General features: G+C 63.8%; 21 protein-coding genes. 9 read left to right on the top strand and 12 right to left on the bottom strand.

Going from position 1 to position 26,602, the window contains the following annotated elements; all coding sequences use genetic code 11:
* Positions 1–6 precede the first annotated feature (6 nt).
* Genes ASE26_RS02990 through tssK form a run of 4 tightly spaced genes read right to left on the bottom strand, consistent with a single transcriptional unit; the run spans position 7 to position 5,606 of the window.
* Positions 7–546 (bottom strand): hypothetical protein, encoded by a 540-nt coding sequence (locus ASE26_RS02990; RefSeq protein WP_055936821.1) that lies wholly within the window; start codon positions 544–546, stop codon positions 7–9.
* On the bottom strand, positions 543–3,494 hold the full coding sequence (locus tag ASE26_RS02985) for a type VI secretion system Vgr family protein (RefSeq protein WP_057245567.1): 2,952 nt from the start codon (positions 3,492–3,494) through the stop codon (positions 543–545). The genes ASE26_RS02990 and ASE26_RS02985 overlap by 4 nt, the downstream gene beginning before the upstream one ends.
* Positions 3,494–4,252 carry a type IVB secretion system protein IcmH/DotU gene (gene icmH, locus ASE26_RS02980; protein ID WP_055936828.1) on the bottom strand — a complete coding sequence of 253 codons (759 nt, stop codon included), beginning with the start codon at positions 4,250–4,252 and terminating at the stop codon, positions 3,494–3,496. The genes ASE26_RS02985 and icmH overlap by 1 nt, the downstream gene beginning before the upstream one ends.
* A gap of 13 nt (positions 4,253–4,265) precedes the next feature.
* On the bottom strand, positions 4,266–5,606 hold the full coding sequence (gene tssK, locus ASE26_RS02975) for a type VI secretion system baseplate subunit TssK (protein WP_055936831.1): 1,341 nt from the start codon (positions 5,604–5,606) through the stop codon (positions 4,266–4,268).
* A gap of 204 nt (positions 5,607–5,810) precedes the next feature.
* On the opposite strand from tssK, the gene ASE26_RS31355 reads away from it, so the two are divergent.
* Genes ASE26_RS31355 through tssH form a run of 8 tightly spaced genes read left to right on the top strand, consistent with a single transcriptional unit; the run spans position 5,811 to position 15,044 of the window.
* Positions 5,811–6,437: a M48 family metallopeptidase gene (locus tag ASE26_RS31355; RefSeq protein ID WP_082591280.1), complete on the top strand. Its 627-nt coding sequence runs from the start codon at positions 5,811–5,813 to the stop codon at positions 6,435–6,437.
* A gap of 26 nt (positions 6,438–6,463) precedes the next feature.
* Entirely contained in the window at positions 6,464–6,967 is a 504-nt protein-coding gene (tssB, locus tag ASE26_RS02965; protein ID WP_055936833.1) for a type VI secretion system contractile sheath small subunit, read from the top strand.
* 1 nt (position 6,968) lies between these two features.
* Positions 6,969–8,450: a type VI secretion system contractile sheath large subunit gene (tssC, locus tag ASE26_RS02960; RefSeq protein ID WP_055936836.1), complete on the top strand. Its 1,482-nt coding sequence runs from the start codon at positions 6,969–6,971 to the stop codon at positions 8,448–8,450.
* Positions 8,451–8,480: 30 nt separating this feature from the next.
* Positions 8,481–8,972, top strand: a complete 492-nt coding sequence (locus ASE26_RS02955) for a type VI secretion system tube protein Hcp (protein ID WP_055936839.1) — start codon at positions 8,481–8,483, stop codon at positions 8,970–8,972.
* 41 nt (positions 8,973–9,013) lie between these two features.
* Positions 9,014–9,475, top strand: a complete 462-nt coding sequence (gene tssE, locus ASE26_RS02950) for a type VI secretion system baseplate subunit TssE (RefSeq protein WP_229207284.1) — start codon at positions 9,014–9,016, stop codon at positions 9,473–9,475.
* Between the two features lies 1 nt (position 9,476).
* Positions 9,477–11,300, top strand: a complete 1,824-nt coding sequence (gene tssF, locus ASE26_RS02945; protein WP_057245566.1) for a type VI secretion system baseplate subunit TssF — start codon at positions 9,477–9,479, stop codon at positions 11,298–11,300.
* A complete protein-coding gene (gene tssG, locus ASE26_RS02940; protein WP_055937533.1) occupies positions 11,264–12,355 on the top strand; it encodes a type VI secretion system baseplate subunit TssG in 1,092 nt (363 codons plus the stop codon). Before tssF ends, tssG begins: the two co-directional genes overlap by 37 nt.
* 10 nt (positions 12,356–12,365) lie before the next feature.
* Complete coding sequence (gene tssH / locus ASE26_RS02935) at positions 12,366–15,044, top strand: type VI secretion system ATPase TssH (protein WP_055936848.1); 2,679 nt, start codon at positions 12,366–12,368, stop codon at positions 15,042–15,044.
* Here the strand turns inward: tssH and tssA are convergent, their stop codons facing one another.
* From tssA to ASE26_RS02900, 7 genes are read right to left on the bottom strand one after another with little or no spacing between them, the layout of a single operon-like run.
* Positions 15,045–16,085, bottom strand: coding sequence for a type VI secretion system protein TssA (tssA, locus tag ASE26_RS02930; protein ID WP_055936851.1), 1,041 nt, complete (start codon positions 16,083–16,085; stop codon positions 15,045–15,047). It lies immediately after the preceding gene.
* A gap of 14 nt (positions 16,086–16,099) precedes the next feature.
* Positions 16,100–16,849, bottom strand: coding sequence for an OmpA family protein (locus ASE26_RS02925; RefSeq protein WP_055936854.1), 750 nt, complete (start codon positions 16,847–16,849; stop codon positions 16,100–16,102).
* A 1-nt stretch (position 16,850) separates the two neighbouring features.
* Positions 16,851–17,828, bottom strand: a complete 978-nt coding sequence (tagF, locus tag ASE26_RS02920; RefSeq protein ID WP_055936856.1) for a type VI secretion system-associated protein TagF — start codon at positions 17,826–17,828, stop codon at positions 16,851–16,853.
* A complete protein-coding gene (tssM, locus tag ASE26_RS02915) occupies positions 17,825–21,652 on the bottom strand; it encodes a type VI secretion system membrane subunit TssM (RefSeq protein WP_055937536.1) in 3,828 nt (1,275 codons plus the stop codon). The genes tagF and tssM overlap by 4 nt, the downstream gene beginning before the upstream one ends.
* Positions 21,653–21,672: 20 nt before the next feature.
* The gene (locus ASE26_RS02910) at positions 21,673–23,067 is read right to left on the bottom strand and encodes a hypothetical protein (RefSeq protein WP_055936858.1); all 1,395 of its coding nucleotides are present in this window, start codon (positions 23,065–23,067) and stop codon (positions 21,673–21,675) included.
* A 19-nt stretch (positions 23,068–23,086) separates the two neighbouring features.
* Positions 23,087–23,350 carry a PAAR domain-containing protein gene (locus tag ASE26_RS02905; RefSeq protein ID WP_055936860.1) on the bottom strand — a complete coding sequence of 88 codons (264 nt, stop codon included), beginning with the start codon at positions 23,348–23,350 and terminating at the stop codon, positions 23,087–23,089.
* A 9-nt stretch (positions 23,351–23,359) separates the two neighbouring features.
* The gene (locus ASE26_RS02900; protein WP_057245564.1) at positions 23,360–24,199 is read right to left on the bottom strand and encodes a M15 family metallopeptidase; all 840 of its coding nucleotides are present in this window, start codon (positions 24,197–24,199) and stop codon (positions 23,360–23,362) included.
* 221 nt (positions 24,200–24,420) lie between these two features.
* Here ASE26_RS02900 and ASE26_RS02895 point away from each other — a divergent pair, with 221 nt between their 5' ends.
* Positions 24,421–25,200 carry a hypothetical protein gene (locus ASE26_RS02895; RefSeq protein WP_055936864.1) on the top strand — a complete coding sequence of 260 codons (780 nt, stop codon included), beginning with the start codon at positions 24,421–24,423 and terminating at the stop codon, positions 25,198–25,200.
* Positions 25,201–25,504: 304 nt separating this feature from the next.
* Here the strand turns inward: ASE26_RS02895 and ASE26_RS02890 are convergent, their stop codons facing one another.
* Positions 25,505–26,398 carry a hypothetical protein gene (locus ASE26_RS02890; protein ID WP_055936867.1) on the bottom strand — a complete coding sequence of 298 codons (894 nt, stop codon included), beginning with the start codon at positions 26,396–26,398 and terminating at the stop codon, positions 25,505–25,507.
* Positions 26,399–26,602: the final 204 nt, after the last annotated feature.

The raw sequence follows: 26,602 nt of genomic DNA, 5'->3' as shown, positions 1-26,602 counted from the left end.
GTGCTCTCAACGCGCTGGCTTCAGGAGTGCTTCCTTGGCGAGTATCTCCTCGACGCCATTTTTGACCTTGCCATACGGGCGGGTGAATACCGGCTGCAGCGAATACGCCGGCTGGCCAGGATCGCTGCCATCGGTTTCGACGAATTGGTACCAGGTCGCGTTGGCCGCGCCTGCGGCGCTGTATCCCTTGTCGGAGTTCCTGCTGGCGACGACGAAGTAGGTCCCTTCCTGGCGCGAGACGACAATGCCATCGGCCAGGAGCACGTCGCCTCCGCTTGCGCTTTCCCAGGTAAATTCCATGCCGCTGTTTTTCGGCATCAGCGGAACCTGGTTCCAGTCCTGGTCGCCGTTGGTCTTGAAATAGAAGCTGTAGCTGCGGTGGAAGGAGGTCACATCCTGGTAGCTGCCGACCACCAGGATCAGCTTGCCGGAACTGGTCTGCCATTCATGCAGGCCCTGGCTCATTGGTACTACGTTTTTTGCGGCATATGCCGGCATCGTCATACTAAGGGCTAACAGGGCGCCTAAGAAAAGGCGTTTGATCATTCATCATCTCCAATTGGGGTGCCCATCAGGTGGGCAATCATGTCGGAGTCCAGGAACTGGACATCATCGTGATGCGCCTGCGAGGTGTAGCTCACCAGCAGTTCCGGGCTGTTGTGCATTTCGACGTAATGCTCGAAAGGCGTCGGCGGCACGCCGGCTGCAGCGAAATTAGGCTGTTCGCGCCAGGAGTCGTCGCCGATCAGCAGTTGCAGGTCTTCCTGCTGCGGGAAGTCCTTGCGTGGCAGGCGGCCATCTTTTGGCACCGTTCCTTCGGCCACGACCTTGCCTTTGCCATCCACCAGCTTGTACGGCTGGCCGGTAATTCCCATCAGGTCGCCCAGCTTGTCGCTGCCGGCGAAGGCGAAGCGCAAGCTGTGCGGGCCCGCCTCCGACTTGAATGCTTCCGGCATGCTGACCAGGCCATTTGGCAATGGGGGCAGTTCGGCAGCAGCGGAGCCGGCACCCTGGAAGTCATGCTTGGCCGCTTTGACGGTGAAGTTGCCTGGGCAGGCGAAAGTGATGTTGCCGCCCTCCAGCACGATCGAGGATTGGCCGGCATGCAGCACGATCTTCCTGTTGGCCTTGATCTCGATGCCGTCGTTGACCGACAGGACCACGACTTCCTTGTCGGCCAGGATTTCCAGTTCGCCGGCGTGGGCTTGCAGCGAGACGTCGCCATTGCCGGCAATGGCCTTGATGCCGCCTTCGCGCGTGAACAGGGTGGCGGCATTGCCGGCCACGCTGGAATAGGTCTGGCCGGCAGTCAGGTGCAGGTCGGAGCCGCTGGTCCAGTGCAGCTGCTTGCCGGCGAACAGCAGGGTGGAGGCGGGCGTGGCGAGGTTGATGCTGTCCACGCTGTCGATCACGGCGACCGCGCCACCGAAGCGTTCCACCGGCTTGGCGGGATCGAGGTCGCGTGCGCCATCCTGCGCGCGCTGGGCGGCGTGGCCGTTGACCGCACCGGCGTATTTGCCGTCCTGTTTCGGATCGAGCTGCTTGAGCATGTCCTGCTGCGCCTTGCTTGCTGCCGCGCTGTACAGGGCTTGCTGCTGCGCGGCGGGCTTGGCCAGGCTGTCGGCCAGCTTCTGGCCGGCGCGCAGGCGTTCCACCGCGTCCTCGGCATCAAGCTGGGTCGAGCTGATGCCGCTGCCTTGCGCGCTGCGGCGGCTGGTGGTCAGCAGCAGGCCTTCGCCCGAACGCAGTACGGCCCAGGCGTCGGTGCGCAGCTCGAAGCCGGTGCCGCGGTGCGCGCCGCGCGTGGCTGAATCGGGTGCCTGGTGCACGATATGGCCGAGGTTCAGCTGGCTGGCAGCCGTGCTGCTGGCTAGGCGCATGCGCAACTGCTGGCTGGTGTCGTCCAGCACCCATTGGTTGTAGCCGCCGCCGTCGAGGGCGTGGCTATGGATGCCGGAGATGACGCCGGCGTGGTTGGCGGCGGAATCGACGCCGGCCGGGAAGGGCGGCCGGTCACTGCCGGTGTAGAGTTGGGCCACCACGATAGGGCGGTCGATATCGCCTTCGATGAAGTCGACCAGCACTTCGGTGCCGATGCGCGGCGTGAACTGGCTGCCGAAATTCGGCCCGGCCAGTGCTTCCGAGACGCGCACCCAGGTGCCCGAGCTATCGTCGCCCGGTGCATTGCCATCGGTATCGGTATTGTGGCCGGCGCCGCCCGGATTGGCTCCCGGACCGCGCTGCCATGGGAACTGGATGCGGATTTGCTGGCCGCGCTGCGTGGTGTTGGCAGCGCCGGGCAGGCCGACCACCAGGGCCGTTTGCGCACCCAGCGCCGCGCCTTGCACGCGCAGGGCAGTGGCGGGCGGCACCAGCGGTACGGCGGAGCGCACGCAGGCAAAACGGTTGCGGTAGGTGCCGGGGGCCACGCCGGGGCCGGCCTTCAACGAAGGCGTGAAGTTGTTGCGGGCTTCGTGTTCGACCCACAGCGCGGTGAATTCGTCGCCGTCGAAGCGGTCATGGCCGGTCAGCGCGAAATCGCTGCCGGCGGCCAGGCGGCGTGCCGAGCCTTCACCGGTGAATTGCTTGTTCGCCAGTTCGGCCGCCTGCAGCATCAGCAGGCTATGGCCGTCCGCCTCACCGCTGGCGGTGTAGCTGCGTTCTTCGCTGCCATCGTAAATCGACATCGATGGCAGTTCGCCGGCATCGAGGTTGCTGGTTTGCTCGGCGGCCGGCGCCGAGACCTGGGCCGGATCCCAGCTGGCGATGCTGATGGCGTTCGGCGCGATGGCGCGGCGCGCGGAAAACTGGTCGATCGAGTCGTCGCGTTCAGTAGCGCGCACGCCGTGGAAGCGCAGGGCTTGCACCACAGGGCGCTCTGCCTGGCTGTCGAACACCACCACGCGGTGGCGCGACTGGCCGTCCTCGCTGGCCTGCTCGTCCTGGTCGTGTTCGAAACGCCAGTTCAAGCCTTCCGACGCCAGGATGCGGCACAGGAACGCGAAGTCGCTTTCGCGGTACTGCGTAATGGTGGCGCGCGGCGCCAGTTCCTGCACCGCGTCGAAATCAAGCCGCACCTGGGTATAGTCGGCCAGCAGCTCCTGCACGACGTCGCGTACCGACTTGTCCTGGAAGATGTAGTTGTCGCGGCGCAGGCGCAGCAGGCCGAGCGCCGGTTCCAGGCGCAGGCGGTAGCGGGCCACGCCGCCATCGGCGCCCAGCCAGCTGGCCTGCGTGCACAGGCCGTGCCATGAACGCTGGCTGCCATCGGGCTGCAACAGGCGGATGGTGAGTTCTTCGCCGATGAACTGACCGAGATCCAGGTTGGTGGAAGTGCTGAGCGCATCGACGTCGAAGCAGAACAGCTCGTTCACGCCTTCGCGGCCGCTAAAACGTTCCGCCATCAGGCTTTCCGGCAAGCCGGATTCCTGGGCGCTGGAGAGCGTCAACAGGCGGCCGTGCTGGGCCAGGCCTGTCCCGAACAACGACCGCATCACGGCAGGGTGATAGTGACGTGGGCCTGGCGCGGCGCCATGCGCACCACGTCGTTATAGGCGCTCACTTGCTGCGCCGTATGGCTGGACAGCGAGGCGCGCAGGCCGATATAGGCCAGCGCCGAGATCAGTGCGAACACGGAGCACAGCACCCACAGCGGCAGGTCGCTGCGCAGCTTGTGCATTACCTGGTCGGGACGTTCGGCATGCGGCGCGAAGCCGGGGCGGCGGCCCTTCATATGGGCGATTTCGTCGCCCAGGCGGCTGGTCAGGTAGCCCAGTTTTTCCGAACCTTCCAGGATGTAGCGGCCCTGGAAGCCAAGCAGCAGGCACATATGGAACACTTCCAGCGCTTCCACGTGTTCGCTGCTGCGGGTGCGCAGCGCGTCCAGGCGGTTGAAGAAGTTCTCGCCGGCGAGCTGGTCGCCGAACAGCGTCAGCTGCAGCGGCTTGAGTTCCCATGCGTCGCGAATCGAGAAATGGGAGCGCAGGATGATCTCGTCGACTGCGGCGCAGAAGGCGTATTTGGCAGCGTCGATATCGTCGGCGGAAACGTTCTTCTTGCGCGCATTGCGGCCGAAGTCGTCGAGGAAACGCGCCATGCGCGACTGGAATTCGGTGTGGTCTTGCGGGGCGCTGCCGTTTTTCAGCATGAAGAGGGCGTAGAAGCCGTCGTACATCATGTCCAGCAGGGAACCGTTGGCGGCCGGCGCGGCGACTGCTTCGGCGATCAGTGAAGGTGGGGCGATGGTGTTCATGTTCTGCTCTGGTTCAGGAGTTCACAGCGATCAATTCAAGGCGCAATTCGCGCATGCCGGCAGGGGCGTAGATTTCAATGGACTGGGCCTGCAGCATGCGCTCGTACAGCGGGCCTTTGGCATCGAGCGTGAAGTAGCAGGTGTCGGGACGCACCGGCACTGCAGCCGGCACTTGCGGCGCGTGTGCCAGGCGCACGCCCGGCATGGCGGACAGCACCAGCTTTTCCACGTCGTCCGGCGCGCCGACCTTGAAGCGCAGCGGCACCACTTCCACCAGTTCCACAGCCGGCATTTCGGCGCCGACGGCGAGGTAGAAGGTGGTGTCGTCGCTGATCTTGCCGGAATCGAGCATGCCGCGGTGGTGCGCCGGTTTCGGCTGCGACAAGGCGATGGCGAAATAGCGCGAAGAAATCACGGTATCGAGCAGTTCGCGCACGATCATGTAGAGCTGCGAAAACGCCGGACCCGGATCGTCGTGGCGATAGGGCGGCAGGTCGGACAGCGACCAGCTGCGCGAATACGTCATCAACGCGCCGGCCAGCGACAGCAGTTGTTCGTACAGGCGCTCCGGGTGCAGTTCCGGATTATGGTAGTAGTGCGACAACGATGCGAAGGCGGTGCTGGCCGTATGCAGCAGCCAGAAGGTGGACATGTCGCCGCTGCGGAATTCGATCACGTTGCGGCTTGGCTCGCGATGGTGGCCGTACAGCGCATTGACCTTGGCCTGCAGTGCGTCGAGCAGGCGGCGCAGTTGCAGGTACAGGGGCTGGGCGGTACGGATCGTCAGGCTGGGCGGCACGAAGCTCGGGTCGAGTTCGAAGCCGCCGGTGGACAGGCGGCGCAGGCGCAGCAGCGGCAGGCACACATAGCCTTCGCGCGGCTCGGCATCGGATACCAGCCGCAGCGATTTTTTCAGGAAGGCCAGTTCGGCCTGCGCGGCTTGCGTGTACAGGTCGGGCGTGTCGGCATTGGTTTGCGAGAAGCGCGCGCCATTCGATGGCTGGCCGGCCTGCGCAAAATTGCCGCCGAAATGCTTGAACACGGGCAGGGCGGCATACCAGGTGACGCTGTGCTGCGACTGTGCGAGCTGGCCCAGGTCGATCGCTTCCGGCAGGTTGTCGTGGCCGGGCGCTTCGATCAGTTCACCATCCGGCAGTACCAGCGACAGGTCCAGCAGGCGCAGTGTGTTATGTGCCAGGGCTTCCATGTCGATCGTCAGCCGGTCGACGCCCCATGCATACGGGTGCACGGCTTTTACGCTGCGATGCAAACGGTGCTCGTGATAGCGGTCCTGTTGCTGGAAATGCTGAGGGCGCAAAAACAAGCCTTCGCCCCATAACACCTTGCTGGCCATCTGTGATCCTTCTGATAATTGTTTTCTGGTAAGTGCTAGAACAATAACACCTCCTTGAAAAGCCTGTACTAAAAGGCTCAATCGTGCGCGGGGGTGTGAATATTGGTGAGATTCAATTGTGCGTGGGTAATATTTTTTTTCTGCTAACGTTCGTCGGACGCAACTATTGTAAAAAAGCTATTTGTCCGTTCGATGAGGTTAGTTATGAAAAAAATCACTGTTATCTCCCGCGTTTTGTGCATCGCAGCAATCGCTGCTTCCCTGTCTGCTTGCCAGACCATGGATCCTAAAGTCGCCGCTCCGGTCAAGCCGAAGCTGGAAGACATGCTGGCCCGGGCAACCGAAGCCAAGGTCGCCGGCAAACAAGAGCAGGCCATCACCCTGTGGAAGGAAACCGCCACCGCCTATCCTGCCGACAAATCGCCCTGGGTGAACATCGCCCAGTCCCGTTATGACGCAGGGCAATATGGCGAAGCGATCGTAAGCGCCCAGGAAATCCTGGTGCGCGACCCGTCCGACCAGCTGGCCAACAGCATCATTGCCATTTCCGGCCTGCGCCTGTCCACCCGCGCACTGGGCGACTTGAGCCGCCAGAACAACCTGTCCGGTTCGATCCGTACCGAATCGCAGGACCTGGCCAAGCTGCTGCGCGAGAGCCTGGGTGAATCCGTGCTGGTGCCGAATGCCGATAAAAAGCAGCAGGTTCGCACCAGCAGCAATGCCGGCAGCAACAGCAGCAACAGCACCGCCAACGCCGGCGGCCGTCGCGGCCAGACGGCAAAACCACCTGTAGCAGCCCCTAGCGCCGACCCGTTCGGCGCACTGAAATAACCACCAAGTCCAAAGAAGGAGAAGCCATGTCCAAAAACGAAAGCGTCCAGAAGCGCCTGCAGAAAATCCGTCCGCCACGGGTCCAGATGACCTATGACGTGGAAATCGGCGACGCAATCGAAAACAAGGAACTGCCCTTTGTGATGGGGGTTGTCGGCGATTTCGGCGGCAATTCCGAGGTGGAGAAGAAACGCCTGAAGGATCGCAGCTTTGTCCAGATCGACCGCGACAACTTTGACGAAGTGATGAAGGGCGTGGAACCGCGCGCCGCCTTCCGCGTGCCGAATGAGCTGGGCGGCGAAGGCCAGTTCGGCGTCGACCTGAAATTCAAGGCCATTTCGGATTTCCGTCCGGAGTCGGTGGTGGAGCAGGTGGAGCCGCTGCGCCAGCTGCTGGAAGCGCGCAACAAGCTGGCCGACCTGCGCAACAAGCTGGCCGGCAACGACAAGCTGGAAGACCTGCTGAACGACGTGCTGCGCAGCACAGAAAAACTGGCCGAACTGGGCCAGAAGCCTGAACAAGGAGAATGAGATGTCGGCCCAATTGAACGCCGCCGGTGCATTGGCCACCGCAGAAGTAAACCTGCTCGACCAGATCGTCGAGCAGAGCAAGGTCGCCAAATCGACCAGTGAGCACGCCCGTGCGAAAGACATCATCGCCGAGCTGGCGCAGCAAGTCATGGCCGGCACCGTGGTGGTGTCGGACAACCTGGCCGCCACCATCGACGCCCGCGTGGCGGAGCTGGATCGCCTGATCTCCTCGCAGCTGTCGGTCATCATGCACGCGCCGGAATTCCAGAAGCTGGAAAGCAGCTGGACCGGCCTGCATTACCTGGTCAAGAACACCGCCACCAGCACCGGCCTGAAGATCAAGATGCTGAACGCGACCAAGAAGGAGCTGGTCAAGGACTTCCAGGGCGCGCTGGAATTCGACCAGAGCTCCATGTTCAAGAAGGTCTACGAAGAGGAGTTCGGCACCTTCGGCGGCGCCCCGTTCGGCGCCTTGCTGGGCGACTTTGAAATCACCCGCCAGCCGGAAGACATGTACTTCATCGAGCAGATGTCGCACGTGGCCGCTGCCGCCCACGCGCCTTTCATCAGCTCCGCTTCGCCCGAGCTGTTCGGCCTGGAGACCTACGCCGACCTGGGCAAGCCGCGCGACCTGTCGAAAGTCTTCGACACCGTGGAATACGCCAAGTGGAAGTCGTTCCGCGAGTCCGAAGATTCGCGCTACGTCGGCCTCACCCTGCCGCGCTTCCTGGGCCGCCTGCCGTTCAACCCGGCCGACGGCGCCACCGTTGAAGGCTTCAACTACGTGGAAGACGTGGACGGTACCGACCACGAGAAATACCTGTGGTGTAACGCAGCCTACGCCTTCGGCGTGCGCCTGACCCGTGCTTTCGAGGACTTCGGCTGGTGCGCTGCCATCCGCGGCGTGGAAGGCGGCGGCCTGGTGGAAGACCTGCCAACCCACACCTTCAAGACCGACGAAGGCGAAGTCGCGCTGAAATGCCCGACCGAAATCGCCATTACCGACCGCCGCGAGAAAGAGCTGAGCGACCTTGGCTTCATCTCGCTGGTGCATTGCAAGAATACCGACTACGCGGCCTTCTTCGGCGCGCAGTCCGCGCAGAAGGCGCGCAAGTACAACACCGACGCTGCCAACGCCAACGCCGTGCTGTCGGCCCAGCTGCAATACATCTTCGCCGTGTCGCGCATCGCCCACTACATGAAGGCCATGATGCGCGACAAGATCGGCAGCTTCGCAGCTGCCGCCAACGTCGAGGATTACCTGAACCGCTGGCTGACCCAGTACGTGCTGTTGGACGATAACGCCAGCCAGGAGCAAAAAGCGCAGTTCCCGCTGCGTGAAGCCAACGTGCAAGTGTCTGAAGTGCCTGGCCGTCCAGGCGTGTATCGCGCTGTGTCCTTCCTGCGTCCCCACTTCCAGCTCGACGAGCTGTCCGTCTCACTCCGTCTGGTCGCGGAGCTGCCGCAATCGACCAAGTCTTAATTTTTATTTTTCAACACAGAAAGGAATACCATGGCAATCGACGTCTACCTGCAAATCGACGGTATCAAAGGCGAGTCCACCGATACCTCCCACAAGGATTGGATCGAAGTCAAATCCGTCCAGTGGGAAGTCCTGCAGCCAAAGTCGGCCACCGCATCTACTGGCGGCGGCCACACCGCGGAACGCACCGAGCACCGCGATATCGTTGTTTCCAAGCTGGCCGACCTGGCTTCGCCGCTGCTGCTGCAGAATTGCTCCTCGGGCAAAACCCTGCCAAAAGCAAAAATCGAGTTCATGCGTGCTGACGGCCAGGGCGACCGCGTCAAGTACTTCGAAATCGAACTGGAAAACGTGCTGATCTCCAGCGTGGCTCCAGAAGTCAAGCCAGGCGACATCCTGGCCGAAGACGTGGCTCTGAAGTACTCCAAAGTAAAATGGAAGTACACCCAGCAGAAAGTTGGCGGCGGCTCCGGTGGCAACACCTCCGGCGGCTGGGACCTGTCGTCCAACAAAGTAGCTTAAGCGGGGACTGAATGACGGTAAGGGGATTTGCACCGGGGCTGATGGACCGGTTGCTCCAGCCTGGCGACGGCTCCGGCAGTGCGGCCGTCTACCGGATGTCGCTCGACGAGATGAAAGACTCCGTCGCGCGCGACCTGGAAGCATTGCTGAATACCCGCACCGTCATCCCTGAGCACCTGCTCAAACGCTTTCCGGAGTGCGGTCGTTCCATCGTCACCTATGGGCTGAACGATTTCGCCGGCATGTCGCTGGCGAGCCCGGACGACCGCGCTGCCATTTGCCAGGGGCTGGAACGTGCCATCGCACGGCATGAACCGCGCCTGCGCAATGTACGGGCATCACTTGAAATGCAAGAGGGCGGCATCGACCGCCTGAATTTCGCCATTACGGCGCTGCTGGTGCTGCACGCAGCACAGGAGCCGGTCAATTTCGACGCGGTCCTGACACCATCCAGCCTGCAATACACGATTAGCAAGGCACGCCGCGCGCTGCCGGGAGCATGATTTGGAAGAGTTACTGCCGTATTACGAGCGCGAACTGGGATTCCTGCGGCGCTATGCGCGCGAATTCGCCGAGCGCTACCCCAAGATTGCCGGCCGCCTGCTGATTGGCGGCGAGGTATGCGAAGACCCACATATCGAACGCATGATCCAGTCCTTCGCGCTGCTGAATTCGCGCGTATCGAAGCGGCTGGACGACGATTACCCCGAATTTACCGAAGCACTGTTCGAAGTGCTTTACCCGCACTACCTGCGCCCGTTTCCATCGTGCTCGATCGCGCGCATGGACTATGCCGCCACCGCCGCCCAGTTGACTGCGGCCAGCGAGATTGCGCGCGGGACGGTGCTCAATACGCGGCCCGTCAACGGCGTTGCGTGCACTTTCCGTACCTCCTATCCGGTGACGGTGGCGCCCCTGGCGCTGAGCCGCGCCTCGTTCACGGCCGCATTGGCTGCGCCGGAAGCGGTGCAGCTGCCGCCGGGCGCCGGCGCCGGCCTGGCGATCACGATCGATTCATTGTCCGAGCAGGTCGGCCTGCCGGCGATGGACGTGTCCAGCCTGCGCGTCTTCATCGACGGTGAGCCTTCCTTCTGCGCCGCCCTGCGCGATGCGCTGTTCATGCGCAGTGCCAAGGCCTGGGTCGAGTGCGACGGCAACGGCCGCTGGCTGCCCCTGGCGCGCATTCCGGTCGCCGCCGCCGGCTTTGACGAGGAAGACGCGCTGATCGATTTTTCGGCGCGCTCGCACCAGGCTTATCGCCTGCTGACCGAATACTTCTGCTTCCCCGAGAAATTCAATTTCTTCGATATCGACCTGGCGGCCCTGTGCGCGCTGCTGCCGCTCGGCGCCAAGCGCCTGACGCTGCATATCGCCATGGGCGGGATACGTCCTGATTCGCATGCGGCGCGCATGCTGTCGACGCTGTCGACCAATAACCTGCTGCTGGGCTGCACGCCGGTGGTGAACCTGTTCCGCCAGCGCGGCGAGCCGATCCGCATCTCGCATACCTCGGCCAGCTACCCGGTGCTGGCCGATGCGCGCCGCGCCTACGCCTACGAGGTGTATGCCATCGATGCGGTGCGCATGGTGCGCCAGACGCCGCAGGGCGAATCGATCATTGAATTCCGCCCGTTCTATTCGCTGCGCCACGGCGAGACGCCGGAAAAGCATGGCCATTACTGGGTCATGCGGCGCGATGAACAGATGGCGCACAAGAGTCCCGGCTATGAAACCGAGATCACCATTGTCGATATCGATTTCGATCCGGCGGCGGTGGAAACCGACACCCTCAACCGCGACCTGCCGGCTTCGCTGGCCTACGGCCTGCGCGGCGGCGACCTGTTCCTGGAAGGCGGTTCCAGCGTGCGCAGCATCAATTTCCTGCGCAAGCCGACGCCGTCCCAGTGCTTCGAACGCGGCCACGGCGCCCACTGGCGCCTGGTATCGCACCTGTCGCTGAACCACCTGTCGCTGTCCGGCGGCGGCCTGGAGGCGTTCCAGGAAATGCTGGGTCTTTACGACCTGCCGCGTTCCGCCGCTACGCAGCGCCAGATCCGCGGGCTGCAGGCGGTCGAATACAAGCCGGCCAACGCCTGGCTGGCAGGGAACCCGTTCGCCTGCGTGGTGCGCGGCATGGAGGTAAGGCTGACCATCGAGGAAGAGGCTTTCGTCGGCAGCGGCATCCATGCTTTTGCCCAGGTGATTGAGCGCTTCCTGGGGCTGTACGTACATGCCAACAGCTTTACGCAACTGGTCGTCGTGGCCGAGAGGACTGGGGAGGAGCTGTTGCGATGCACACCGCGAAGCGGCGATTTGAGCCTGCTGTAATCGAGCGCCTGTTCGCCGAGCCGTTCCGCTTCCAGTTCTTCCAGGCGGTGCGGATGGTGGAGCTATGGCTGCGCCGCAACGGCGTCGCGCAGGAAGGCGCGGTGGCGAACTTCATGCGCTTCCAGAACTCGGTGACGCTGCGCTTCCCGGCCAGCCAGCTCGAGACGCTGCACCCGGAACCGCGTGAGATCCTGCCGACCGCGGCGGCGCTGGCCGATGCCCTGCAAAGCAAGCAGCTGCGCTACCTGCGCATGACGCCCAATTTCATGGGCTTCCTGGGCAGCGCAGGCGCCTTGCCGGCGCATTACACGGAATCCATCGCATCGCACCAGCTGTACGCGAAGGACGAGGGCCCGCGCGCCTTCCTCGATGCCTTTTCGACCCGTTCGCTGTCGCTGTTCTACGAAGCATGGCGCAAATACCGGCTGGAGCTGAAATACCAGGTCGATGGGCAGGACCGCTTCCTGCCATTGCTGCTGGCACTTGGCGGGCTTGGCAACAAGGGCTTGACGCAAAGGCTGGCCGGCCGCGATGCGCAGGCATGCGGCGCCGTGCGCGACGAGTCGCTGGCTTATTTTGCCACCGCGCTGCGCCAGCGTCCCGCCTCGGCATCGACCATGGCGCGCGTGCTGGGCGAATACTTCCGCGTGGCGATCGCGGCCACCCAGTTTGTCGGTTGCTGGTGCGCGGTGCCGGCGCTGCAGCAAACCGTGCTTGGCGGCGAACAGGCGCAACTGGGCGCCACCGCCATGATCGGCTCGCGCGTCTGGCAGCGCGACTTGCGCATGCGCCTGACCATTGGCCCGCTGCGGCGCGCTGATTTCGATGCCTTCCTGCCCGGCGGCACCGCTGCGCGGGCGCTGGAAAAGCTGCTGTCGATGTTCACCGGCGTGACGCTGGAATACGAAATCTGCCTGGTGCTGCGCGCCGAAGACGTCGCCGGGGCGTCGCTTGGCGCGGGGGCAAGGCTGGGCTGGGACAGTTTTATACCGGACGAGGGTGCAAGCGAAGACCGCACCGATGTCCGCTACTTCATCCATGGATTAACAATGTGAGGACCGCTCGATGAGCATCAACCTGAAAACCCTGATCGGGAAACTGAATGACACCTGCCGCAATGCGGCGACCCGCGCGGCCAGCATTTGCGTTGGCCTTGGCCAGTATGAGGTGGACCAGGAGCACCTGCTGCTGGCGTTGCTGGAGAATCCGCGCAGCGACATGGTGGCGCTGGCGCGCCATTTTGAAGTCGACACCAGCCGCCTGCAATCGGACCTGCAGGCCGAGATCGCGCGCTTTCGCAGCGGCAACGCGCGCACGCCGGTATTCTCGGCGCGCCTGCCGAAACTGTTTGAAAATGCCTGGCTGATCGCATCGCTCGACCTGCAGGCCGGCCAGCAGGTGTTCATCCGCAGCGGCCACCTGCTGCAGGCCATGCTGACCGATCCGGAGCTGTCGCAGCTTGCCTACCGCAGCTCGGCCCTGTTCCACCGCTTTGAAGCGGACGATATCAAGCACCACCTGGACAAGCTGACCGCCAACTCGGAAGAAGCCGAGGCGGCAGCCGCCACGCGCGCCGCGGTTACCGGCGGCGAGGGCGGCCTGGGCGGCGACCCGGTCGGCGAAATGCAGCAGCCGGCCGGCAAGACCCCGGCACTGGACCAGTTCACCACCAACCTGACCGAGCGCGCGCGCGCCGGCAAGGTGGATCCGGTGATCGGCCGCGATGCGGAAATCCGCCAGGCCATCGACATCCTGATGCGCCGCCGCCAGAACAACCCGATCCTGACCGGCGAGGCCGGCGTCGGCAAAACCGCCGTGGTGGAAGGCCTGGCCTTGCGCATTGCGCAAGGCGACGTGCCGGACGTGCTGAAAGGCGTGGCGATCCACACCCTGGACATGGGCCTGCTGCAGGCCGGCGCCAGCGTCAAGGGCGAGTTCGAAAACCGCCTGAAGAACGTGATCGACGAAGTGCGCAAGAGCCCGACCCCGATCATCCTGTTCATCGACGAGGCGCACACCATGATCGGCGCCGGCGGGCAGGCCGGCCAGAACGACGCGGCCAACCTGCTCAAGCCGGCGCTGGCGCGCGGCGAGCTGCGCACCATCGCGGCCACCACCTGGGGCGAATACAAGAAGTACTTCGAAAAGGATGCCGCGCTGGCACGCCGCTTCCAGGTGATCAAGGTCGAGGAGCCGAGCGAGGAGCTGGCGTGCGCCATGCTGCGCGGCATGGCGCCGCTGATGGAGCAGCATTTCAACGTGCGCATCTTCGATGAGGCGATCACCGAAGCGGTGCGCCTGTCGCATCGCTACATCATGGGCCGCCAGCTGCCGGACAAGGCGATCAGCGTGCTCGATACCGCCTGCGCCAAAGTCGCCCTGGGCCAGAGCGCCACGCCGGCCCTGATCGAGTCGCTGCAGCGCCGCCTGGAGCGCATGGCGGTGGAAACGGGCGCGCTGGAGCGCGAACTGGCTGCCGGCGGCGCGCACCAAGAGCGCCTGCAGGAGCTGGCCGGCTTGCGCGGCGCCGCGCAGGAAGAGCTGGCGGCGCTGCAAGCGCGCTGGGAGCAGGAAAAGGCGCTGGCGGCGCAGATCGGCGAGGCGCGCGCCAGCGTCGAGGCGGCATCGGCCCAGCAGGACGGCGGCACCGCGAGCCAGGCGCACGACATCCAGGCCCTGCTCAAGGAACTGCGCGCACTGCAAGGCGAAGCGCCGATGGTGCCGGTGCAGGTGGATGGCAACGTGGTGGCCGAAATCGTCGCCGGCTGGACCGGGATCCCGCTCGGCAAGATGGTGAAGGACGAAATCCAGGCCGTGCTGAAGCTGCGCCCGGCGCTCGAAGAACGCGTGATCGGCCAGCCGCACGCCCTCGAAGCGGTGGCGCAGCGCGTGCGCACGGCGCGCGCCAACCTGGACGACCCGAACAAGCCGAAAGGCGTATTCCTGTTTGTCGGCCCATCGGGCATCGGCAAGACCGAGACCGCGCTGGCCCTGGCCGATGCACTGTACGGCGGCGAACGCAAGATGGTCACCATCAATATGAGCGAATACCAGGAGGCGCACAGCGTGTCCGGCCTGAAAGGCTCGCCGCCAGGCTACGTCGGCTACGGCGAAGGCGGCGTACTGACCGAAGCGGTGCGCCGCAACCCGTACAGCGTGGTGCTGCTGGATGAAGTGGAAAAAGCCCACCCGGACGTGCTGGAACTCTTCTTCCAGGTGTTCGACAAGGGCGTGATGGATGACGCCGAAGGGCGCGAGATCGACTTCCGCAACACCATCATCATCCTGACTTCCAACGTCGGCTCGGCCACCATGATGCAGGCTTGCCTGAACAAGGAGGCGGAAGAAATGCCAGCGCCGGAAGAACTGGAAGCGGCCATCCGCCCGCAGCTGGTCAAAGCCTTCAAGCCGGCCTTCCTGGGCCGCCTGAAAGTGGTGCCGTACTACCCGCTGGGCGACGACGTCCTGGCCAGCATCATTACCCTGAAACTGGACCGCATCGGCCAGCGCGTGGCGGCCAACCACAAGGCGACCTTCCATTACGACGATACGCTGGTGGAAGCCGTGCTGGCGCGCTGCACCGAAGTCGATTCGGGCGCCCGCAATGTGGACAATATCCTGAATGGCACGCTGCTGCCAGAGGTGGCGGAAGCGGTGCTGGCGAAGATGGCGGAGGGAAGTGCGATCGGCCGCATCGAAGTAGCGGCCGACCAGCAGGGGAACTTCAGCTACAGCGTAGCCTGATCAGTTGGACGGGGGGATGCCCAGCATCTCCTCGATATGCTGCAGCGAGTTGGAATCCTTCACCACGCTGCGCAGCCAGGTGTGCAGGTCCTGCTCGCCGGCGTCGGCAGCCTTGTCGGCGAAGTAGGAGACAGGACTGTGCGGCTCGGTGCGGCGGAAGAAGCTGGCGATCTCGCGCAACTGCGTGATGGCCTGGGCGCGCGACGCGACAGGGCCGCTGGCTTGCGTCACGACGCCGGCGGTCGGCTGCGCAATGATGATCTGCTCGCCCGCCGGCGCCACGCCAAGCGGCGTGCTGACCGTGGCCGGCAAGCCCGCATGCGACGGCATGGCATCGATCATGGCCTGCACGGCATCGCGCGCGGCCGCAAAACCCGGGCTGTCGTTGCCCAGGAATTCATCGGACACCTGCTCCAGTTCTTTCAAGGCATCCATGCAGTAACGGGCATCGGTTGCGAACTGTTCGCGGAAACGCGGCGAGTTGCGCGAGCGCGCGGTTTCCATATCGGCCAGCTTCGGCCAGCCCGAATTGCGCGCGTGTTCCGGCAAGCTGGCCTGCTTGCGCGCCATGTCGAAGTCGATGGCGGAAAAGGCCGTGCCCTGGCCTTCGGTCAGCGGCATTTCGCGCAGCAGGGTAGGGGTGCGGCCCAGGATCCAGGCCAGGTTGCCGACGCGCTGCTCCATGTCGCCCTCATCCGGCTCAGGGTACAGGCCGTTGTTCCAGAATTCGCGGATCAGTCCCGCCAGCAGGCGGAACGACTCGCCCAGGCCCTGCATGCGGTGCTGTTTGGCCGCGGCTTCCGCCAGCCAGACCGCCACCCGCAAGTCTTTGCTTTTTTCGCCCAGCAGGGTGCTGCAGCGCTTGACCACGAAAGCCCAATCGGCTTCTTTCAGTTCGGTGACCCACTCGCCCTGTTCCAGCGACGGGTCGTCAAAGCGGCGCGCCTGCGCGATGGCGTCGAAGTCGCTGGAGAAGGCCAGGTCGTTGCCGGCCGGTTGCGCCGGCGAGATCGGCGCCAGCAAGGTGTCTGCGTTAAACATGGATATCTCCTCGGTTACTGGGCCATGCGGAATTCGATACGGCGGTTGCGCGCGCGCCCTTCCACCGTATCGTTGCTGGCGATCGGGCGATCCGGGCCGGAGCCCGATGCGACCAGGGTCTCGGCAGGGATGCCCTTGCCGGCCAGGTAGTTGCGCACCGCTTCGGCGCGCGCCTGCGACAGGTTCTGGTTGCTGGTGCGCAGGCCGACATTGTCGGTATGGCCGATGATTTCGACCTTCTGGCCCTTCAGCTTCAGCATCGCCGAGCCCATTTCGTCGAGGATGGTCCTGCCGGTCGGCGTCAGCACGGCCTGGCCGCTTTCGAATTCGACGATGCGGTTGGCCAGGGTGCGGTCCAGCACGCCCTGGTCCGCCGCCGAGACGCGCAGGCCGTTGGTGACGGTGTAGGTGGGATTCAGGCGCGTGGCAAAGTCGCTGGCAATGCGCTGGCGCAGCGCTTCGTTGGCGACTTCGCCGCGTACGCTGACGGTGGTGCCGTCGACCTTGAGCTGGCCGCGGCTGACCTGCTTCAGGTCCGGCGTAATCAGCTTTTGCACGTAGTCGCCCCAGTTGGCCGGGGTGGTGACCTGGCCCACGGTGATCTGGTCGAGCACCTTGTCGGCGCCGTAGACTTCGCGCAGCTTGGCCAGTACGGCGGTTTTGCTGGCTTCATCGGCCACGGTGCCGCTGGCGACGACCTGGCCGGGTATTTGCGCCTGCACCGCAAAGGCGGCGCACAGCAGGAGAAGGGGAAGGTAACGCATATCAGTTTCCGATAAAGGAAGTACGCAGCGAGTCGTGCGCAGATTTCAGGGAAAGTCCGGGATTGGCGAGGTAGGCCGATACCTTCTGTATCGCATAGTCTTCATTGACCTGGTCCTCGACCCATTCGACGTTGTCGAAGGCGATGTGGTGGCCTTCGCCGACTTGCGGGTCCATGATGCCCAGCAGGGTTTGCGGCGATGCGCCGCTGAAACCGAGCACCAGCACCGGCTTGCCTTCCAGCCGCGTGACGAACAGCGACAGCTCGAAGTCGGCGCGCGCCAGGAACGGCGTCACCACATGCATCCAGAACGCCGCCACCAGGTAGCGGTACATCGGATCGGTAGGCAGCGGCAGCACCAGGCTTTTCTCCAGGCGGCTCGAGCTGCTTGCCATGACCGGCTGCAACAGGATGCCAAGTGCCAGCAGCACCTGGCGCACGCTGCCGGTAAAGCCGGCCTGCGCCAGCATGCCATCCAGGCCGGCGACAGTCTGCAGCTCGAGAAAATCGGCAAACGCCGCATCGTAGGCGCTGGCACGGGTGTCCAGTTCCACGGTGTTGCCGTTCAAGGCCTGCAACGGCGCTGCCGCATCCTCGGCGGACAACACCCCGCCGCTCAGGTTTTCCAGGCGATTCCACAGCCGGTTCAGCACCAGCGGGCTGTTGGCGGCGAAGGACGACGGTTCGTCGACGTCGATGCTGCCAGCCATCAGGAAAGGGAAGCGGCGGCTGGACTGGTCGCTGCTGGCCGCGATATGGCCGGCGATAGCCGCGCGCCGGCGCGGCCCGAACAGGGCGAAGTGCAGCGGTTGTACGGCGTCGTAAGTCAGCTTCCAGCGCGCGTCGATGCTCAGCATGTCCATCGAGCGCGCCATCCAGTCATCCATCATCTGCAGCACTTTCGGGTCGCTGCCGCCTTTTACAAAGTCAGCCCGGCTTGGGATCTTGCCGAAGTAACCGATAGCAGCAGCGCGGCTCATTGCGCACCTCCCGCCGCGGCAATCGCTGGCTCGCCGCCGGCGCCGGCCGGTGCCGGGCCGCCGACCACCGCGTCAGGCAGGCGCAGTTTGCGGAAGCCCTGGCTGGCCTGGACCGGCGCCGCAACCGGCGCCGGTGCGGAAGGCAGCAGGCGCAGGTTGGCCGCCACGGTCACACCGCCGTTGCTCCAGTTCAGCTCAAAGCTGCCGTCCGGACGGCGCTTGCGCTGCGCTGCATCGATCATTTTCTTCAAGCCGAAGTGTCCATTTTCTTCCAGCACCACCACTTTCCTGCCGTCCGGCGTGAAAGCCGTGATGCGCGAACCTGGAACGCCTTGCGGGTTGGGCCATACCATCGACACCCATGGCTGCTGCTGGCCTTTCCAGCGTACCGACTGGCCGTCGATTTCGATGGTGTATTCGCTGACGCCGGTCACGGCGACGGTCTGCAGCTCGAAGCGGGTTTGCGCTTCTTCGCTGCTGGCTGCCTGGTTGGCGACGCCGTTGGCGCTGAGCGGCGCGATCCAGCCCGGGAAGGCGTTAGCGACGGCAGGCGACAGGGTAATGCCCATATTGGCCCAGGTCTTGGCGCTCAGCGAGTCGCCGCGGCGTACCACCAGCGGGCCGATGGTGGTGTTGAAGAACTTCGCCACTGCGCCTTCCGGACCGAACACCTGGCCGATTTCGGCATTGCTTGCCTCCAGCTTGGATTCGGTCGCGAACGGGTACTTGGTCTGCAGGTCGCGGCGGAACGGCTCCAGCACCTGCGCCGCCCACACCTTGTTGATTTCGGCTTCGGTAGGCTGCACGATGACGGCGAAGGTTTGCATCAGCGGGCGCACCAGCAGCGGACGGATGGCCTGTTTCTGCGGATCGTTCATGCCCACCAGCATCTGCTCGTCGACATACTTCAGCGCGTCAGCCAGTTCGGAACCGCTGCCGTCCAGCGTCTGCTGCATCAGCTGCTTGGCGCCGGGGCCGGGATCGCCCTGGTTGCGGATCTGGTTGAAGCGGGCGCGCAGCTTGCCCAGGTTGTCCATATAGCCGCGCATCAGCGAGGCGTTGTTGTCCTTGACCACCACCAGTTGCGCTACGCCGGAGAATTCGCGGCCAACCGGGCCCAGTGGCAGCGGTGCGCCCGGCTGGCCTTGTGGATTGGCCGGCAGGTTGATGTTCACCTGCGAAGGCTTCTGGCGCAGGATGGTTTCGCGGAACCAGTCGCCGATGCCGCGCTGGGCGCGCTGCAGGCCGCTATCGAGCAGGGAAGGGTTGTCCCACGAGGTTTCCTGGTAGACGGTGGTGACCAGCTTGGAAATCGGCGAAGTCGCCGGATCGCCAAGTCGGTTCATTGCGCCGGCCGCCGCTTCAAAACCGTTCAGGTCCTTGATTGCCACGCCCTGCAGGAACTTCTGCCATTCCTTGGCATAGTCGTTCTTGTAAAGGTCGACCAGGGCTTTCTGGATCTGCTCAGGGCTGCCTTCCAGCGTCAGGTCGTCCTTGGCGGCGGTTTTGAGCACCCAGTCGGCGCTTTGCAGTTCATGGTTGGCGGCTTCCTTGAAGGCGTCGCGCACATAGCCTTCCCACGCCGCACGGGTGTAGGCGCCGGAAATCGAATAGCTGCCCAGCACCAGCTCGCGGTCCTGGTCGCCCACGATACGGGCCACGGTCATGGACGGGAAGCGGGTCGAGGCGCGCGCCTTGACGTCGGCGTACACGCGCTCGCGCGCCGGCATGCCGCGCACCACGCCGCGCAGGGTGATGCGCGACTGGTCGACCAGGGTCAGGCGGTTTTCGACCGTCGGCCAGGAGGGATCGTTGATCTCGGACAGGTAGAAGGCAATCAGGCGTTCCGCACTGCGGATCATCTGCTCGCGCGGCATGGCGCCGCGGTTCGATTCCAGCCAAACGCGCCAGAAGCGGGTCAACTGGTCGTTCAGGTGGCTGGCTTCGGCGCGCGATTTATCGCCCAGCATCAGATAGGTTTTCAGCGCGTTGTAGGCGTCTTCCACATTTTCCGGAGAAGCGTCCTTGAACTGCTGCGGTCCGGCTTGTGCGACGGCCGGCGCCGGGGTCGCGCCGGCGGCAGGTGCCGCGCCGGCCGCTGCCGCGGCAGGGGTTGCGGCGGCATTGCGCGCCAGCGGCTGCAGGCGTTCGGCATTGGTGTTGACTTCGCCGAGGAAGGTCTCCAGCGATTGGCCAACTGGTTTCAGCATCACTTCACGTACACCGGCGAAGTATTCCTCGCGCAGCTTGCGTTCCAGGTAGGCGCCCTGGTACAGGCCCAGGCTGACCGACAGCGGACGGTTGTCGCGGAAGCGGTCCAGCTGTTCGATACGGTCCTGCAGGATTTCCAGCGCCTCCAGGCGTGCCGCCAGGTCAGGGCGCTGTTTCTGCAGCTTGACTGCCTTATCCAGGTCGGCCTGCACATTGGCCACCAGGGTGCGGTTACCCATGTACGACCAGCTCCAGCCGCCCAGCAGCAGGCCGCTCAGGGCTACGGCGCCGAAGAAGGCGGCGTAGCGCATGCGGACCTTGGCCGGGCTGGCGTACTGCGCCACCAGGTTGCGGTCCGCAAAGATCACGTTGCGGAACAGTTTGAGCAGGAAGTAGCCATGCTGCTGTTCGCTGCCGTGGTGTTCCTGGCGTTGCAGGCTGAGGTCGAAACGCTGTGCCACGCGGTGCGATGTGGCGGAAACGCCTTCGCCTTCCTGCAGCGCGCTGGTGAAGTAGAAGCCGCGGAACACGGGTTTGAACTGGAAAGGATTTTCTTCGAACAGGGTCGCGATGAAGGTGCGCAGGGGCGCCTTGACCGAGTTGAATTCCAGCGGGAAGGTGAACACGCCGGACGGCAGGCGTTCGCGCCACTGCAGGGCCATATTGGCCAGGCTCATTTCCTTCAGGCCTTCGTACAGCTCGTCGAAGCGCGCGTCGAACTGGCGCAGCAGGTCTTCGTTCGGCTGGTTCTTGTGGTAGGGCAGGGTGGCGCCCCAGACGCGGTCGCGCTCACCGATTTCGGTATCGTGGAAGAAGTCGGTGAAGCCGTTGATCAGGTCCGCCTTGGTGAAGACGATGTAGACCGGTGCATGCACCTCCAGCTTTTCGGTCAGCTCCTGCACGCGCTGGCGCAGGTTCTTGGCCAGCTCGATGGCGAATTCAGGACGCTTGCCGGTCAGTTCGGCGATGCTGACGGCGATGATGATGCCGTTGATCGGCGCCTTCTTGCGGTACTTCTTCAGCAGCCCGAGGAAGCCGAACCACTCGGCGCGGTCTTCATCGTTGACTGCGTAGCGGCCCGCGGTATCCAGCAGGATGCCGTCGGTGGTGAAGAACCAGTCGCAGTTACGGGTGCCGCCCACGCCTTGCACGATGCGGCTGCCGGCCAGCGGGAACTGCAGGCCCGAGTTGGCGATTGCCGTGCTCTTGCCGGCGGCCGGGTTACCAATGATCATGTACCAGGGCAGCTCGTACAAGGCCGCGCTGCCGGAGCGCAGGCCCAGCTTGGAAGTCTTGATGGTCTGGATCGCATCCAGCATGCGCTTGCGCAGCGCTTCCGTTTCGTGGCGCGGCGCCGGTTCGGCCTTGGCCTGCGTGGTGACGGCCTGCTGTTCCAGCATGCTGCCCAGCTGGTTGGCGGCGCGGCGCGCGCGATAGCGGCGCCATGACCAGACCATTATGCCAAGCAGCAGCGCTGCTGCCAACACGGCAAAGGCCAGGGTGTATGGCAATTCCAGCAGTACCGCCGCGACCAGCAGGAATGCCGCGAAGGCAAGCCAGCCATAGATCAGGAAGGCGGTGCGCGAGGTCAGGATTTCCCGGATTCTGTGCATCATTTTTTACTCTTGCAAGGTTAGCTAAGGGATGGCGCTTTACTTGCCGGGGCCGGGAGCGGGCCGACCAGCAAGGCGTAACGTTGGGTTGGGTCGCTGTTGGCCAGCGCGAGCGCAATGCCGCTGCTGTCCATTGCCTGGTGATGGGCCAGCGCAATCGCCGCCAGGGCGCCGACAGCGCCCGTGTGGCCGCAGCTTGCACCGACGCAGGCCAGCGAAGTATTGGCGTCCAGCCCTGGGACTGCAGCCTCGACGCATTGCATCAGGTCCGACATCAGGGCAGCGCGGTGATCGGTATCGGCGGCAACATAGGCCGGCTTCGCGCCATCGGCCTGGACCAGGGCTTCCTGCGCCAGTTCGCGCAGCGTTGCATCTTCCTTCGCGTGCAGCGCGAGCAGGCGCAACTCTTCGCCAGCTTCGGGCTGCGACTGCAGCAGGATGCCCGCGGCACCTTCCGCCGGCATGCGCCCGTTCGGATTGCGCGCGCCGTACAGCTTGCCGTTGACAGCCAGGTTTTCGACCGCATCGGCATCGATATCGGAACCGCATGCCAGCAGCAGGTTGAGCGCGGGGGCGTCGGCGCCGGCCGCCTGGGCCGACACTGCGCGCAGCGCGGCAAGGGTGGTTGCCGGTGCTGGCGGTACAGCGCTTGCGAAGGCATGTGCTGCCGCTGCAGGCTGGCGCACAGCCAGCTGCTCCAGCGGCCAGCCCGCCTCAGTGATGGAATATTCCAGCCAGCGCGTAGCCAGCACCTGCGTAGTGGCCGGCCAGTCCTGTGGCAGCAGGGGGATCAGTTGCAGCACGCCATCGCTGCCGCTTTCCGAGGCTTGTGCAGCGAGCCTGGCGGCGATATCGCCGCCCAGCGCCATGGCGCGCAGGTGCTGCGCCGACGGCGTGCGCGGAGCCGGCTGCAGGGAAGACAGCCATTCTTCCAGCGGCCCCAGGGCAATATCCGCCACGCGCCCGGCAAGCAGCGGAAAGCCTTGCAAATCCGTGAGTTCAGGATCGAGGTCCAGGCGCGCTTCGCCCTCGGCGATGGCAGCCGCCAGTTCAGCCGGCGAGTCGCCGTGCGCCATGCGCAGGGCAGTGCCTGCGACAGCAAATTGCATCCACGGTGCGGCTGCATGCGCGACGTTTGCGGCGCCATGTGCGTCGCCCGAGCCCTGCGTCGCCCGGCCGGCCTGCAGCTCCGGGGTGGCTGGGGCTTGGGCGCCGCCGGCACCTGCCGTCACCGCCTCCGGTGCGGCGAAAGTCTTCCGCGCCAGCACGAAGCCCATGATAAGCGTGAGCGGCATGACCAGCATGGCCAGCGTCAGGTCGCCCGTGTCGGGCATGCGCGTGGTAGTGCGCCAGTACCAAACCGCCCCAATCCAGCAAAGACCGAATACACCAAGCACCAGCAAGCTGCGTTTCATCCAATTCTGCATGCCTGCCTCACACCGCGTCCGTCGAATTCTGCTGGCTCGCGATCAGCGTAGCGCCACAACTGGTTTTGTCGCCATGGCGCGCCGCCGGCTTGCCGTCGACGAGCAGGCTCTGGTCACCGCTGGTGATGGTGGTATCGCCGTGAACCGGGCAGGAAACCTTGTGGCCCAGGCCGGCGATCGGCTTGCCGCCGCTATCGCTCTGCTGCGAAGCTTCGACCACGGTGCCCTTATGTGTCGTCTTGTCGCCTAAAAGGATCAGTGCTCCTGGCATTTCGTACCCCTATTTCTTTCTCACGCCGTCCACACGCAACTCGGTGTGGCCGAAATCCATCATTTTCCAGCGGCCGCCCCAGGTCAGGCCCAGGCTTTCCGCCACTTCACCAAACAACTGGTAGCCGCGCATGGCCCACGGATCACGCTCCGAGATCACCAGCTTGCCCTCGCGCAGGAAGGCGCAGTCGGCGGCCAGGCCATACTGGTGCCAGCTCTGGAAGGCCTTGGCATTGGTTACGTTGCTGCCTTGCGCCGCCAGCGCATCCTGCCGTTCGGGGCTGCGGTAGCCTTCCAGGATGGCCATGTCATAGCCATGGCGCTCCTTCATGATGCGGAACGCCTGCAGCAAGCGCTGCGAATATTCCTTATCCAGCAAGGCCCAGTCGCGGCTCGCCGACACCAGGTTAGGACGCACGACTTCCACTTCCGGCGTCATGAACAGCACCGGCGGCAGGGCCGGCGGCGGAACGAGCTGCTCGCCCTGCAGCAGTGCCGATACCTGCTGGTTCGCTTCGCGCACCGGTGCATCGAAACCGCCCACCATGGTGCGGCTGCTCGCCATCCACGCCACGCCAGCGGGCAGCAGCATGATCACCAGCGCCGCAATCGCGGTCCATTTATGCTCGCGCAGGAAGTTGCCGCCCTGGCGTACGGCGAATGCCGATTCCGATCCCAGCGCGCCGGCCTGTGCGCCGCCGCGGCGTGCGATGTTTTGCATACTGCGCTGGACGCGGCTGCCTACCAGCTCCAGGCGGCGCGAGACATAGGCCCGTCCCGCAGGGAACAGGACCATCCAGCTCAGCGCGCAAGCCAGCAGGAAATACAGCACGACGGCAACGAACACCACTATTGACCTCTGGAATCTAAATTACCAATTTGATAACACTGCGGGCGCGTGTCGCCTTAGCAATAAGTTATTTGCGGGAAAGTATATCTTGAAGTTCTGATAATCCGCTTTTGCCGGGATTTCAATCGTGCGCACCCCCGTTAGCGGCTCTGCGCTCTAGAGTGCGCACCTTTTTCCATAGGTAAAGTATATTAATGATAACCTTTGCCAGGAGTAATCCATTGTCATCAAGCAACGAAACCCGGAAACCGGCAGGCCGTCCAAGCCTGCTTACGGCTGAGCAGCAAAATGCTCTAGAGAATCAACCAGCTTCCCCTGCGGAATTCGAGCCGCCGCTGGTCGCGGAAGCACCGCGCCGCAAGCACCTGTGGATTGCCGGCGGCGTCAGCGTGCTGGTTGTCGCAGTCGCTTTGGCGTTCGTGTCGTTCGGCGACAGCGAGCCGGCTGCCGAAACTTTGGCTGCCACACCGGCGCCGGCGCCAGCTACCCCGCCTGCAGTCACACCGGCAGCTGCCAACGCAGTGGTCGCGGAGACTGTGCAGCCAGCGGACAATTCCCCGCTCGCCGCGTTGACCGCGCCAGCGCCGCAAGTCGCGGCCATCATCGATGAATCGCCGCCGCCTGTCGCCGGCAAACCAAAAGAATCCTTGAAGCAGATGCTGGAAGGCGGTGCGCCGGCAGCATCCAGGCCTGTGGCAGCAAAGGCGGTACGCAAGCCAGCCAAGGAAAAGCCAGTCAAGGAAGCGGAGCCGGAAGCCACGCAGCCATCGGCGGAAGAAGAGAACGACTTGCAGCTCCTGGCGGCCCTGGTTGCCCACGCCAAGTACGATACTTCCGCGAGCGCCCGCGTCTCCTTGCCGAAGGCGCTTGACCAATGCAAGAAGCAGGGCAAGCAGGACGCCGCCCGCTGCCGTATTCGCGTCTGTGAAGGCCGTTGGAAGAAAAACGAATGCCGCGTGTACAGCCGCAGCAAGCTTGAGAAAACTGCGACGGGCGCATGAGACCTGGCAGCGGCTGGCGCCGCCCCGCGCCAGCCGCCTTTTGGGCTACCTTGCGTTTCTGCCCTTTCAGCCAGATTTGCTTGCGATCCGCGATATAACTGCTCACCAGCGACGACAATCCCTACGTGTGCCCTCCCGGCGGCACCTCGATTCCAACTTCAGGCTTGCTTTGAATCTGGATATGTCGCGTCCTCTGTAAAGCTGACGATTCCCACCATGTAATGCAAGGTGGCCATCTGTGCTTGGGCGTCGACATTGGCAAGGGCCGTGGCAAGCATCGCGGCTCCAAATCTGATTCGAGATTTCATTTTTCCGGTGCGCTGGACAATAGGGAGACCACCAGGGCGGAGACAGAATAGGTAGCTCTGTGAATCGTGCCGTCCGACGGCACCGTCACGGCGCCATCAAAACCGCATGCCAAAGTGGCGAAGCGGCGACCGCCTGGCATTTTTTTCACCGGCTTCTCTATCGTCAAACGCGTATCCTGCAACGCGAGGGAGGGAAGGGGAAACTCGAAAACCTCCGTCAGCACCAGTGTTTCTTCCGGCGCTGCCAGATGGAGCATGTCCCTCAGCTTTTCAGGCGAGCCGCAATGCTGTTGTACTAACTGGGTAAAGGAGTCGGCGTCGATGGTTTCCAAAGCGAACTTGGGCAACGCCGTGTACCTGATCGTCTCAAGCGCCGTGGAATCGGGTGCCAACCGCACACTCCAGCCCAAGGAGGCCTGGCCCTGCCAGTTTTCCAAGCGGAGGTCTTGCAAGCGCGGCAGCTTTTCGATTTTTCTCCAGTCGCCACTGTTCGACGGAATCGGATTCACACCGGCCTTACGAAGAAGCGCCGTGATGTCCCGTCCTAAGAAAAAGCCCCGATGGTGACGTGAGGTTCGCACTGGCTTCCCATCGTGGAAAGCCTTCAGCCCCGGAAAGGTCTTATCTGAATTTTCTTCGCCCTCACCAAGGCTCCCGAACAGCGGGGTGGCTGCATAAAAGCCCGCGTACTGCGGCTGCCCGGTAGCGTTCCGCACCGATATCGCCAATTCAACGTCATGACCGGTTATTCGAAGTTGAACGTCTTCGACCGTCGTTTCGCCCAACTGAAAGCCCAGTGTCAGCGGGACCCCGTTCTCGAATTCGTAAGCAAAGCCCGTGCTGGCGAAGCAGGCGAAAGTTATGAAAGCCAGCGTTGACTTAAGTTGCATCAGATGGGCCGCTCGATACCTGGGACAAGCATAAAAGAACTATTCCAGCGAACGTGCTCACAGCCGCTTGAACTTGCCGGTTTCGAGAAGCTGGAATTGTGAGCCTGTCAGAATTTTCGTGTGAGTCCGGGGTCATGAAATAATACCGAAAGGGATTGTCCATGACCGATGCAATGACCACGAAGAAGCCAAAAACCAAAAAGC

Source organism: Duganella sp. Root198D2, assembly GCF_001428585.1.
GTDB lineage: Bacteria > Pseudomonadota > Gammaproteobacteria > Burkholderiales > Burkholderiaceae_D > Rugamonas.
The sequence above is the reverse complement of the archived record's forward strand: the minus strand, read 5'-3'. Positions and strand labels throughout refer to the sequence as shown.

Bases quoted from the DNA above. Each gene is read 5' to 3' on its own strand.
- ASE26_RS02990 (WP_055936821.1), bottom strand. From the start codon at position 546: ATGATCAAACGCCTTTTCTTAGGCGCCCTGTTAGCCCTTAGTATGACG.
- ASE26_RS02985 (WP_057245567.1), bottom strand. From the start codon at position 3,494: ATGCGGTCGTTGTTCGGGACAGGCCTGGCCCAGCACGGCCGCCTGTTG.
- icmH (WP_055936828.1), bottom strand. From the start codon at position 4,252: ATGAACACCATCGCCCCACCTTCACTGATCGCCGAAGCAGTCGCCGCG.
- tssK (WP_055936831.1), bottom strand. From the start codon at position 5,606: ATGGCCAGCAAGGTGTTATGGGGCGAAGGCTTGTTTTTGCGCCCTCAG.
- ASE26_RS31355 (WP_082591280.1), top strand. From the start codon at position 5,811: ATGAAAAAAATCACTGTTATCTCCCGCGTTTTGTGCATCGCAGCAATC.
- tssB (WP_055936833.1), top strand. From the start codon at position 6,464: ATGTCCAAAAACGAAAGCGTCCAGAAGCGCCTGCAGAAAATCCGTCCG.
- tssC (WP_055936836.1), top strand. From the start codon at position 6,969: ATGTCGGCCCAATTGAACGCCGCCGGTGCATTGGCCACCGCAGAAGTA.
- ASE26_RS02955 (WP_055936839.1), top strand. From the start codon at position 8,481: ATGGCAATCGACGTCTACCTGCAAATCGACGGTATCAAAGGCGAGTCC.
- tssE (WP_229207284.1), top strand. From the start codon at position 9,014: ATGGACCGGTTGCTCCAGCCTGGCGACGGCTCCGGCAGTGCGGCCGTC.
- tssG (WP_055937533.1), top strand. From the start codon at position 11,264: ATGCACACCGCGAAGCGGCGATTTGAGCCTGCTGTAATCGAGCGCCTG.
- tssH (WP_055936848.1), top strand. From the start codon at position 12,366: ATGAGCATCAACCTGAAAACCCTGATCGGGAAACTGAATGACACCTGC.
- tssA (WP_055936851.1), bottom strand. From the start codon at position 16,085: ATGTTTAACGCAGACACCTTGCTGGCGCCGATCTCGCCGGCGCAACCG.
- ASE26_RS02925 (WP_055936854.1), bottom strand. From the start codon at position 16,849: ATGCGTTACCTTCCCCTTCTCCTGCTGTGCGCCGCCTTTGCGGTGCAG.
- tagF (WP_055936856.1), bottom strand. From the start codon at position 17,828: ATGAGCCGCGCTGCTGCTATCGGTTACTTCGGCAAGATCCCAAGCCGG.
- tssM (WP_055937536.1), bottom strand. From the start codon at position 21,652: ATGCACAGAATCCGGGAAATCCTGACCTCGCGCACCGCCTTCCTGATC.
- ASE26_RS02910 (WP_055936858.1), bottom strand. From the start codon at position 23,067: ATGAAACGCAGCTTGCTGGTGCTTGGTGTATTCGGTCTTTGCTGGATT.
- ASE26_RS02905 (WP_055936860.1), bottom strand. From the start codon at position 23,350: ATGCCAGGAGCACTGATCCTTTTAGGCGACAAGACGACACATAAGGGC.
- ASE26_RS02890 (WP_055936867.1), bottom strand. From the start codon at position 26,398: ATGCAACTTAAGTCAACGCTGGCTTTCATAACTTTCGCCTGCTTCGCC.